Consider the following 10,874-nt stretch of genomic DNA (forward strand, 5'->3'; position numbering starts at 1 on the left):
GACGGCGGCCCCGGCCCCGGCCCCGTACCGCGGTCTCGGCCGGGCCCCGGTACGGGTCCCGGCCGTTTCGCTAGTTCGTGCCGATCTTCGCCAGCAGGTCCACGATCCGGCTCTGCACCTCGGTGCTGGTGGAGCGCTCCGCCAGGAACAGCACGGACTCGCCCGCCGCGAGCTTCGGCAGCTCCGTCTCGTCGACGGCGGCGGTGTAGACGACCAGCGGAGTGCGGTTCAACTGGCCGTTCGCGCGCAGCCAGTCGACGATTCCGGCCCTGCGGCGACGTACCTGCAACAGGTCCATCACCACGAGGTTCGGCCGCATCTGCGCCGCGAGCGTCACCGCGTCCGCGTCGCTCTCGGCCCGCGCGACCTGCATGCCGCGCCGCTCCAGCGTGGCCGTCAGGGCGAGCGCGATCTCCTCGTGCTCCTCGATGAGCAGGACGCGTGACGGGTGCTGTTCGCTGTCGCGCGGGGCGAGGGCCTTCAGGAGTACGGCGGGGTCGGCGCCGTACGCCGCCTCGCGCGTCGCCTGACCGAGGCCCGCCGTCACGAGCACGGGCACCTCGGCGGCCACGGCGGCCTGACGCAGCGACTGCAACGCCGTGCGCGTGATCGGGCCGGTCAGCGGATCCACGAAGAGAGCCGCGGGGAACGCCGCGATCTGCGCGTCGACCTCCTCGCGCGAATGCACGATCACCGGGCGGTAGCCGCGGTCGCTGAGCGCCTGCTGGGTGGTGGCGTCGGGCGCGGGCCACACCAGGAGACGGCGCGGGTTGTCCAGCGGCTCCGGCGGCAGCTCGTCGTCCATCGGCTGCGGTTGGGGCCGGTTCGCGACCTCGACGGCACCGCCGGGCCCGTCCAGCGGCTCCGGCCCCTCGTCGGCGTCCTCGTCCGGGGCGCCGATCGCGTAGGAACGACCGGCCCCTTCGGTGGTGGATCCGATACGGGACTGGGACTGGGACTGTGGCTGTGGCTGGGGCAGGGGGTGCGGGCGCGCCGAGGTCTCGGGGCGCCCGTCGGCCGCCGGCTCGGGTGGCGTGGCCAGCCTGCGCCTGCGTCCGGAGCCGCCGAGCGTGTGCGACTGCGCGGCGGCAGCCTGGGGCTGAGCAGGCGCCTGCCCGGCCTGGGGCTGCCCCGGTGTGCCCGGCGTCCTGGCCTGCTGCGGGGCGGCGGGCGAGTTCGCCTGGCCCTGGGCCCCCTGGCCCTGGGGTGCGGGCATCGGGCCCGCGCCGGGTGCTTTCGCCGGTGCAGCCGCGGGCTGACCGGGCAGCGGCGCCTGGGGCGGCAGCGGGGGCTGCTGGCCCTGGCCGGGCACAGACGGGCCGGCACCGTGCGGGACGCCTTGCGGTCCGCCTTGTGGTGCGGCCTGCGGACCGCGCTGCTGCTCCACGATCTGCTGGCCGAACGGCACGCCCTGTCCGAGCGTACGGACGCTGATCGCACGTCCCTGCGTCGAGTTGGGGTCGCCGGGCGCGGCCTCGGCGGGCAGCGGCTGGGCGGCCCGGGTCTGCGCGCCACGCTCGGGCGGCAGCGCGGCACCGTGGGGCGGCGTCGGAACGCCCTGCGCCGGAGTGGTGCCGTCCGGCCACGGCTGCGGTGCGGGCAGCGGGCCCGGGTCGGCGGCGACGCCCCGACCGCCCTGCTGCGGCCGCCTCGGCCCCTGAACGCCACCCTGAGAGGGCACCCCTTGAGGAGGCGTTCCCTGGGCGGGCGTTCCGTGAGTGGGCGTTCCCTGCGCAGGAGTTCCCTGGGCAGGCGTCCCCGGAGTAGCAGGCACCCCTTGAGCAGGCACCGTCCCGCCAGGAACGGCACCGGGAACCGGCCCGACGCCCGGAACGCCTGGAGCCGCCGGAATCCCAGCAGCCGACGGAGCCGCCGGAGCCGCAGGAGTCGCCGGAACCCCCGGCCCACCCTGCGCCGCCTGCCGGGCGCGGCGCCCCGTCGGGGCCTGCGTCGGGTGCGGCTGCGGCGGAGTGTGGTCATCGCCGCCGGGTACGGCCGCGGCATGGTGCCCGGTGTCGCCCTGGACACCCGGAACACCCTGGACCGCCGCGGACTCCTCGTCCGGGTCCGGCGCGCGGTCGGCCGCGGCGGGCGGCAGCGCGAAGACGCGGCCGTTGTTCGCCTCCTCGGCGGCGGCACGCTCCCTGGCGGCGGCCAGCGCACGCCGCGCCCGCCGACCCGTGGGCCGCGCGGCGTCACCGTGTCCGGCCTCCACCGCCGCGAGCTCGGTACCCGGGACGGCCCCGGACGTCTCAGCGGGCCCCGAGGCCAGCGCGGGCAGCGCGTGCTGCTCGCCGGCGCGCCGGGCGCGGCGCCCCGTCGGCCCGTCGGGAACGGGTACGCCCTGCGGCGGCACCGTCTCACCCAGCGCGGCGGACCCGGCCGCGTGCTCGGCCGCCGTCATCACGGCACCCTCGGCACCTTCGGTGCTCTCCGCGGCACTCGGCCGACCGCGTCGCCGCCCCGTACCGCCACCGGCCGCCGTCTCCGTAGCCTGCGTTCCCACGCCGGGGCCGCTCGCCGGTTCCGCGGCGACCGCCCCACCGAGCGTCTCCGGAGAAGCGGCCTCCGCCGCACGCCGTCCCCTGCGCCGCCCCGTACCGCCGCTCGGCGCACCGGCGACCCCGGAGCCGTCCGTGTCGGCTTCCGTACGCGAACTCGCACTGTCCAGGAAGGAGTCCACCGAGGGACGCCGTGCCCGTCGGCGCCCGCCACCGGAAGCGGCCGACGCCTGCTCGGGCACCACGACCGCACTGCCCGGGGCAGGAGCAGCACCCCCGGAAGACGCCGAACCCGCAGACCCCGAGGCCGCGCTCTCCGAAGACCCGGCCCCGGAACCAGCACCCTCCGTAGACGTAGACGTAGACGTAGACGTAGACGTAGAAGCAGAAGCAGAAGCAGAGGCAGAAGCCGACGTAGACGATGACGTAGACCCGGCCCCCGCCCCGATCGGCACCTCAAGGACATAAGCACTGCCGCCCATGCCCGGCACCTCATGCGTCTGGAGGACGCCTCCGTGGGCCCGCACGATGCCGCGCACGATCGGCTCGTGCACCGGGTCTCCCCCGCTGTACGGGCCCCGCACCTCGATGCGGACGACCTCGCCGCGCTGGGCCGCGGCGACGACGACGGTCGAGTCCACGTAACCGCCCGCGTAGCCACCCGCGCGCGAGTTGCCGGTCGCGTCGATTCCCACGACGTCCGCGACGAGGTGGGCGACCGCCGTGGCGAGCCGTTCCGCGTCGGCGACGAGCTCGATCGGCGGCGCGTGCACGGCGAACTGGGCGCGCCCGGGACCGATCAGTTCGACCGCGCCCTCCACACCGGCGGCGACGACCGCGTCGAGCAGGACCGGCGCGGGGGAGAGCTGTTCGGTGCCCGCGTCGAGCCGCTGGAAGCCGAGGACGTTGTCGACGAGGGTGGTCATCCGGGCGTACCCGGCGGACAGATGGTGCAGGACCTGGTTGGCCTCGGGCCACAGCTGTCCCGCGTCGTCCGACGCGAGCGCGTTCAGCTCGCGGCGCAGCTCGTCCAGCGGCCCGCGCAGGGACGAGTCGAGCACGGCGAGCAGCTGTTCGTGGCGCGCGGACAGCGCGTCGTACCGCGCCTTCTCGCGTTCGGCCAGCTCTTCGAAGCGGTCCTTCTCGCGCTCGGCGAGCGCCGCGTACCGCTCCTGTTCGGCGGCGAGCTCCTCGGCCCGCTGCTCCTCGGCGGCCTTGATCTCGGCGGCGCGCTCCGCGGCCGCGGCGGCGAGCTCCTTCTCGTGCCGGGCGAGAGCCGCCTCGTACTTCTCGTTGAGCTCGTCGTAGGGCCTGCGGTCGGTGAACGTCATCACCGCGCCGACCAGTTGGTCGCCGTCGCGTACCGGTGACGTCGTGAGGTCGACGGGCACCTTGGCGCCGCTCTTGGACCACAGGACCTGCCCGCGCACCCGGTGCTTGCGGCCGGAGCGCAGGGTGTCGGCGAGCGGGGACTCCTCGTACGGGAACGGCTCGCCGTCGGCGCGTGAGTGCAGGACCAGCGGGTGCAGTTCGCGCCCGCCGAGGTCGCTCGCGCGGAAGCCCAGTATCTGGGCGGCGGCCGGGTTGACGAGCACGACGCGTCCGTCGGTGTCCGTGCCGACGACGCCCTCGGCCGCGGCCCGCAGGATCATCTCGGTCTGCCGCTGCGAACGCGCCAGCTCGGCCTCGGTATCCACGGTGCCCGACAGGTCCCGCACGACGAGCATCAGCAGCTCGTCGCCGGTGTACCCGTACTGGTCGTAGGCGTCCCTGCCGTCCTCCAGCGGGGAGCTGGTGACCTCGACGGGGAACTCGCTGCCGTCCGTGCGCCGGGCGATCATCCGCGTCGGCTTGGTGCGCCCGCGCTCGTCGATGGTGTCCGGACGCCGCATGGAGCCGGGGATGAGCCGGGAGTCGAACTGCGGCAGCAGATCGAGCAGCCCGCGCCCGACGAGCGCGGTGCCGGGGGTCTCGAACGCCTCCAGCGCGATGGCGTTGGCGTTGACGACGGTGCCGTTGGCGTTGACGAGGACGAGCGCGTCAGGGAGCGCGTCGAGTATGGCTGCGAGGCGAGCAGCGCCTCGGGATGGCCTGCTGCTCACGACGACGCTTCCTCCCTGGTTACCGCTGCTTGCCGACTCGCTCGGGCCATTTTGCCCCTCGGCCCGTGGCGTGTCACGGGAGGGAGTCTACGGGGAGTGGTTGTGCGCGCGACGCCGGATGAGAGGGAGGTCGCACGCAGAAGATGTGAGTTTTCGGTACTGCCTGGTCACGCGGAGGTCGCGGGCAGCACCGGCACGAGAGCGTTCCACCGGCCGATCTCGCAGCCGTTGCTCCGGTCGTACGTGGCGTTGACGGGCCGGCCCTGCCAGGTGCCCGTGATGCGGGCGGTGGCGGGCCCGCCGTACTGCATCGTGCACATCGCGTCCTTGGGCACGGGCGCGAACGGGTCGGTCCCCCAGACGGTGACTTCCCGGAGCCGCTCGCACGCCCCCGCCGCGTCCGGGTGGGTGCCGCCCGTCGGGTGGCAGTTCAGCTTGTACGTCCCGTCGTGGGCGCCGCCCGCGCCGGAGACCGTCACGGTGAGGCGGTCGGCGGGGGCGGGCAGGTGCGCGCCCGGGGTGCCCGGGGCGGTGGCGTGCGCGGTGGCGGGAGAGGCTGACAGGGCCGAGAGGGCGGACAGGGCGGTGACGGAGGCGGCGGCGGTGAGGACGAGACGACGCAGCATTGCTGGCTCCACGAGTCGGCGGGACGGTTGGCTCTACGGGACTAACGCCGTACGCCGCGCGATGTTGCGGTGCGGCGAAACGCTTTGCCCTGCGGGCCGCGCGGCTAGTACCGTGGAGTCCGCGATTGGTGACAGACCGCTCGGCTGTGTCATCATCTGCACGCACCCCCCGCGCTCGCGCAGGTGTGCAAGCTGGAGGCGTCGCCTAGTCCGGTCTATGGCGCCGCACTGCTAATGCGGTTTGGGCCTTAAAGCCCATCGAGGGTTCAAATCCCTCCGCCTCCGCAGCATGATCCGAAGCCCCGGTCCGTCTGGACCGGGGCTTCGGCGCGTAGTGGCCGCCCGCCGCGCTGAGGGGTGTTTCCGCGGTGTTTTCGCAGCTCACAAGGGGTCGGGCGAACGGATTTCACATGACGGCGGCAGTCATGTAATGTTCTTCCTGTCGCCGCGAGCGGGCCGAAAGGCCGGGGAGCGGAGACGAAAACAAAAGAAAAAACAAGCACTCGTAGCTTAACGGATAGAGCATCTGACTACGGATCAGAAGGTTGCAGGTTCGAATCCTGCCGAGTGCACAGCAGACCAGAGGCCCTGTGGAGTGATCCACAGGGCCTCTGGCTTTTGTCTTGACGGCAGTGACTGACGGATACCGTCGGGGTGTGCACAACGACCACCACGACCTCTCCTGGATCGGTGAGCACGCCTGCGCCGACGTGCCGTCTCGCGACACACCGGGTATGCGTGACGGGATCTCGTTGACCGCGATACGCGGCATCGGCACGTCCTCGTGGCTCGACCGCCTGGGCGCTGTCACGACCGGTACGCCGGTCGCGTACCGGGACTACACCATCCCGGACGACGTCGAAGGGTCGGTCGCCATGGTCGGAACCAGTGGTGACTGGTCCTTTGTCCTGGAGGACGGGGACGCGGCCACGGTGTTCCTCTCCCGGTTCGACAACGATGACGTTCTGTCCCGTGAAGGAGAGGAGATGGTGTGCGTGACGCTCAACCGCCACGATGCGCCTGCCGTGATCCTCTACTCCTCTCCGGCCGATGACCGGATGGCATGGTCGGCCGATTTCGGCACGGCGTTCCGGGACGGATACTCCGCGCTTCCCGAAGACACCGCGGCTCGCCTGTCCGTTCTTGACGACAGGCTCGCTGCTCACGGTGCCGTCCATGCCCGGCTCGCTCCTCCGGCCCGTCCGTGGTCGGAGATGGGCCTGTCGGACTGGGCGCCGGCCGTGTACCGGGCCGTCGGCAGCCTGAGCGGCATCCGGATCGACCGGGACGCAGTCGAACAGGGACAGCTGCCCGCGGTGGTACTGCCGCAGCCCGTGTAGACGCGACTAACAGGGCCAGATCGTCTTCTTCCAGGTCGGCACGGGTTCGGACGGGCTCGAAGGGGTTCGGAGAGGGAGTCGCGGGGATGGAGTGGCCGGGCGGGGAGCCTGTGCTGCGGTGGGAAGGCGGCCGGCGCAGCGCCCTCGCGTACGGGACGGAGATCGGGTTCCGGGCCGTGGGTGAGCGGCGGTGCGTGGGGGCGCGGGGGAATCCGTGTCCGCTGCGGGCCGTCGTGCCGGGCACGGCCACGCAGGCGCGCTGCGCGGAGTGCGCGCGGCTCGACCGGATGTTCTCGGTGGCGGCGGACGGTGTGCCCGACGATCCGCGTACGTACCGGGTGTACCTCGCGTGGTTCGGGGCCGGGCTGGTGAAGGTCGGGATCACCGCGGAGGAGCGGGGTGCCGTGCGGCTCCTGGAACAGGGTGCGGTGGCGTTCTGCTGGCTGGGGCGTGGGCCGCTGATGGCGGCGCGGCGTACGGAGGAGCTGCTGCGGGCGGCGCTCGGGGTGCCGGACCGGGTGCCGTACGCCCGCAAGCGCGCGGTGCGGGCGGCGCTCCCCGCCCGGCCGGAGCGCACGCGTGAGCTGGCCGAGCTGTACCGCGCGGCCGTGGCGCTCGACGGGTGGGCCGAGGCGTTGGAACGGGTGGCCTTCGAGGCCGTTGACCACGCTGAGGTGTTCGGGCTCGGCGCGCTCGCGTCAGGGGGTGGGGTCGTGCGGGAGATGGTCGACGGTGGGGCGGTCACGGGGCGGCTCGTCGCCGCGGCCGGGCCCGACCTCCACCTGGAGACCGCGGGCGGCGGCGCGCTGGTGGTCGACACGCGGGTGCTCGTGGGGTGGGAGCTGGTGGCGGCGGACGCGGGGGCGGAGGTCTCTGTGCCGGTGCGGGCTGTGGAGGCCGCGGGCGGGGGAGGTGGCGGTGCCGGGGGTGGTGGCGCCGGACAGGACGGGCTCTTCTGACCGGCCGGCCCTCTGACCGGTCGTACGGCCGGTTTGCCGCCGTCGCCCGGCCGGCTTGCTGACCGAATGGTCAAGTCCGGTCGACCGTTGGGCAAGGGCGGGGCGAAAGGGTGGACGTGGGTGTGGTGTGGGGCCGAGTGTGGCGGCATGAGTGATCACAGCACCGGTCCTGTCGGGCCCTTCGAACCTCCCTACTACTCCGTCGTCTTCTCCTCCGTGCGTACCGAGGGCGACAACGGCTACGGCGAGACCGCCGACCGGATGGACGAACTCGTCGCGGACGTACCGGGCTTCCTCGGTACAGAGTCGGCCCGTACGCCCGGCGGGCTCGGCATCACCGTCTCGTACTTCCGCGACGAGGAGTCCATCAAGGCCTGGCGGAGCAACATGGAGCACCGCGCGGCGCAGCGCCGCGGGCGCGAGGACTGGTACGAGAAGTACGTCCTGCACGTCGCGAAGGTCGAGAGGAGTCACGGCTTTGTGCGGGAGTAGAGGCGAGGGCGAGGGGGTGCGGAAGGCGGGGCGGTAGGCGGGGCGGAAGTTGGTGGGCTCGCCGTGCGGGGGGTGTGGGAGCGGCTCGGGGAGTTCGGGGTGCGGGCCTTCACCTCGATGGTGTACCCGCACAAGGCGGGCATGGCGGAGTGGCTCAACGGCTGGGCCGCCGACTTCGCGCGGCGTACGCCCGGTTGTCTGCACACCGCGACGTTCTTCCCGGAGCCGGGCGTGGACCGGTATGTCAGGGAGGCCGTCGAGGCGGGTGCGCGGGTCTTCAAGGCGCATGTGCAGGTGGGCGGGTACGACCCGAACGACGCGCTGCTCGACCCGGTGTGGGGCCTGCTCGCCGAGGCCGGGGTGCCGGTGGTCATGCACTGCGGCTCCGGCCCGGAGCCCGGCAAGCACACCGGGCCCGAGCCGGTCGCCCGGCTCGTCGGCGCGCCTGGCGGATCTGGGCCCCCCGCGCCGTTTCTCAGGGAATTCACAGGTTCGCGCAAGAGTGCTCTCAGGGGCGCGCCGCAGGGTGTGGGACATGACCACGACCACGCCTCAGGCGCGTACCGAACTGCTCAGGCCGGACGGGAGCCCCGTCCGCGTGCTCGTCGTGGACGACGAGGTGTCGCTCACCGAGCTGCTGTCCATGGCCCTGCGTTACGAGGGCTGGCAGATCCGCAGCGCGGCCGACGGCGCGGGCGCGGTGCGGGCCGCGCGCGCGTTCCGCCCCGACGCCGTGGTGCTCGACATGATGCTGCCCGACATGGACGGGCTCTCCCTGCTCGGCAGACTGCGCCGCGAGATGCCGAGCGTGCCCGTGCTGTTCCTCACCGCGAAGGACGCGGTGGAGGACCGCATCGCCGGGCTCACGGCCGGCGGCGACGACTACGTGACCAAGCCCTTCAGCCTGGAGGAGGTCGTGGCGCGGCTGCGCGGCCTCATCCGGCGGGCCGGTGCCGCCGACCGGCGCAGCGAGTCGACGCTGGTCGTGGGGGACCTGACCCTCGACGAGGACAGCCACGAGGTGACGCGGGGCGGCGACAGCATCCACCTCACCGCCACCGAGTTCGAGCTGCTGCGCTACCTCATGCGCAATCCGCGGCGCGTGCTCAGCAAGGCGCAGATCCTCGACCGGGTGTGGAACTACGACTTCGGGGGCCAGGCCAACGTCGTCGAGCTCTACATCTCGTATCTGCGCAGGAAGATCGACGCGGGCCGTGAGCCGATGATCCACACGCGGCGCGGGGCGGGCTATCTGATCAAGGCCGCCGTGCCCGTCTCCGCGTGAGAGGTCCCGGCCGGGGAACCCTGCGGACGCGGCTCGTCCTCTCCGCCGTCGCACTGATCGCCGTGGTGTGCGCGGTCATCGGGATCGTCACCACCATCGCCCTCAAGTCACATCTGTACGAGCAGTTGGACGGCGCGCTCGGCGGGGTCGCGCAGCGGGCGGCGGGGCCCACCGCCGCGCCCGGCGGCGCCAAGCTGCCGCCCGCACCCGGCGAAGGCCCGGGCACGGACGACGACCCGCTGGACTTCGTCACCCGGGGCCCGCAGGAGATCGGGGCGCTCGGCGCCGAGGTGCACGCCGACTCGGTAGGACGTGCCCTCGTCAGCACTGAGGATGAGGGCGGCGGCACGGTGCCGGACGCGACGCGGCTGGACGCCGCGCAGGTCGCGGCGGTCGCCGGCGTGCCGAGGGACGGCCAGCCGCACAACGTGGACGTGCCCCGGCTCGGCGAGTACCGCGTGACGTACGCGACCGGGCACAAGGGCGACTTCCTCGTCGGGCTGCCGACCGCCAAGGTGCGGAACACCCTCAACACGCTGGTCGTCGTCGAGGTCTGCGTCACCGCGGCGGGCCTTGTCGCCGCGTCGCTGGCCGGTGCCGCCATGGTCGGCGTCGCGCTGCGCCCGCTGCGCCGCATCGCGACGACCGCCACCCGCGTCGCGGAACTGCCCCTGCACAGCGGCGAAGTCGCCCTGCACGAGCGCGCGCCCGACGCCGACCCGCGCACGGAGGTCGGGCAGGTGGGCGCCGCGCTCAACCGCATGCTCGACCACGTCCACTCGGCGCTCGACGCGCGCCAGCGCAGCGAGACGCGGGTACGTCAGTTCGTCGCGGACGCCAGCCACGAGCTGCGGACGCCGCTCGCCTCGATCCGCGGGTACGCCGAGCTGACGCGCCGCGGCCGGGAGACGACCGGGCCCGACACGCGGCACGCGCTCGGCCGGATCGAGTCCGAGGCCGAGCGGATGACCGGGCTCGTCGAGGACCTGCTGCTGCTCGCGCGACTCGACGCGGAGCAGCCGCTCTCGTACCGGAGCAGTGATCTCGCACCGCTCGTGGCCGATGCCGTCAGCGACGCGCGGGCCGCCGGGCGCGACCACGTCTGGCGCCTCGAACTGCCCGCCGAGCCCGCCGAGTCGGCCCTGGTGCGCGCCGACACCGCGCGCCTGCACCAGGTCGTCGTCAACCTCCTCTCCAACGCCCGCACGCACACCCCGCCCGGCACGACGGTCACGGCCCGGGTGTACGCGGCCGGGCCACGCGTGCGCCTGGAGGTCCAGGACGACGGGCCCGGCATACCGCCCGCGCTCCTGCCCTCGGTCTTCGAGCGGTTCGCCCGCGGCGACGCGTCCCGTTCGCGCCGGGCGGGGTCCACAGGGCTCGGCCTCGCTCTCGTACGGGCCATCGTGACGGCGCACGACGGCACGGTGACCGTCGAGAGCGTGCCGGGGCGTACGGTGTTCGCCGTCACGCTCCCGGCGGTGCGCAGCACATCCCCCGAAGGGGACACCAACGCCGACGCCGACCCCTCACAGCCGGACCACAGCCTCACCACACAGCCCTGACAGC

At 73.5% G+C, this 10,874-nt stretch carries 7 protein-coding genes, 2 tRNA genes and 1 pseudogene; 8 read left to right on the forward strand and 2 right to left on the reverse strand.

The features are described 5' to 3' along the window. Positions 1-70: 70 nt before the first annotated feature. Together ACZ4Z4_RS32260 and ACZ4Z4_RS32265 are read right to left on the reverse strand one after the other, a co-directional pair. The gene (locus tag ACZ4Z4_RS32260; RefSeq protein ID WP_468335271.1) at positions 71-4,603 is read right to left on the reverse strand and encodes a PAS domain-containing protein; all 4,533 of its coding nucleotides are present in this window, start codon (positions 4,601-4,603) and stop codon (positions 71-73) included. A gap of 167 nt (positions 4,604-4,770) precedes the next feature. After that, the gene (locus tag ACZ4Z4_RS32265; protein ID WP_468335274.1) at positions 4,771-5,229 is read right to left on the reverse strand and encodes an SSI family serine proteinase inhibitor; all 459 of its coding nucleotides are present in this window, start codon (positions 5,227-5,229) and stop codon (positions 4,771-4,773) included. A gap of 194 nt (positions 5,230-5,423) precedes the next feature. Between ACZ4Z4_RS32265 and ACZ4Z4_RS32270 the strand changes: the two genes are divergently transcribed. The 8 genes and pseudogenes from ACZ4Z4_RS32270 to ACZ4Z4_RS32305 all read left to right on the forward strand — a co-directional run bounded on the left by ACZ4Z4_RS32270 (position 5,424) and on the right by ACZ4Z4_RS32305 (position 10,870). Further along, positions 5,424-5,514, forward strand: a tRNA-Ser gene (locus tag ACZ4Z4_RS32270). Between the two features lie 214 nt (positions 5,515-5,728). Further along, positions 5,729-5,801 (forward strand) — tRNA-Arg (locus ACZ4Z4_RS32275). Between the two features lie 84 nt (positions 5,802-5,885). Then, positions 5,886-6,569 (forward strand): hypothetical protein, encoded by a 684-nt coding sequence (locus ACZ4Z4_RS32280; protein ID WP_468335277.1) that lies wholly within the window; start codon positions 5,886-5,888, stop codon positions 6,567-6,569. 86 nt (positions 6,570-6,655) lie between these two features. Then, positions 6,656-7,528, forward strand: coding sequence for a DUF2797 domain-containing protein (locus ACZ4Z4_RS32285; protein WP_468335280.1), 873 nt, complete (start codon positions 6,656-6,658; stop codon positions 7,526-7,528). A gap of 147 nt (positions 7,529-7,675) precedes the next feature. Next, entirely contained in the window at positions 7,676-8,020 is a 345-nt protein-coding gene (locus ACZ4Z4_RS32290) for an antibiotic biosynthesis monooxygenase family protein (RefSeq protein WP_468335282.1), read from the forward strand. Positions 8,021-8,104: 84 nt separating this feature from the next. Next, positions 8,105-8,458, forward strand: a pseudogene (locus ACZ4Z4_RS32295) (amidohydrolase family protein); the annotation flags it as partial. A gap of 97 nt (positions 8,459-8,555) precedes the next feature. Continuing rightward, positions 8,556-9,305 carry a response regulator transcription factor gene (locus ACZ4Z4_RS32300; RefSeq protein WP_398301659.1) on the forward strand — a complete coding sequence of 250 codons (750 nt, stop codon included), beginning with the start codon at positions 8,556-8,558 and terminating at the stop codon, positions 9,303-9,305. Further along, complete coding sequence (locus ACZ4Z4_RS32305) at positions 9,302-10,870, forward strand: sensor histidine kinase (protein ID WP_468335285.1); 1,569 nt, start codon at positions 9,302-9,304, stop codon at positions 10,868-10,870. The genes ACZ4Z4_RS32300 and ACZ4Z4_RS32305 overlap by 4 nt, the downstream gene beginning before the upstream one ends. The last annotated feature ends 4 nt before the right edge of the window (positions 10,871-10,874 follow it).

It is taken from the genome of Streptomyces sp. NPDC030245, assembly GCF_055572995.1.

Bases quoted from the DNA above. Each gene is read 5' to 3' on its own strand.
- ACZ4Z4_RS32265 (WP_468335274.1), bottom strand. From the start codon at position 5,229: ATGCTGCGTCGTCTCGTCCTCACCGCCGCCGCCTCCGTCACCGCCCTG.
- ACZ4Z4_RS32285 (WP_468335280.1), top strand. From the start codon at position 6,656: ATGGAGTGGCCGGGCGGGGAGCCTGTGCTGCGGTGGGAAGGCGGCCGG.
- ACZ4Z4_RS32290 (WP_468335282.1), top strand. From the start codon at position 7,676: ATGAGTGATCACAGCACCGGTCCTGTCGGGCCCTTCGAACCTCCCTAC.
- ACZ4Z4_RS32300 (WP_398301659.1), top strand. From the start codon at position 8,556: ATGACCACGACCACGCCTCAGGCGCGTACCGAACTGCTCAGGCCGGAC.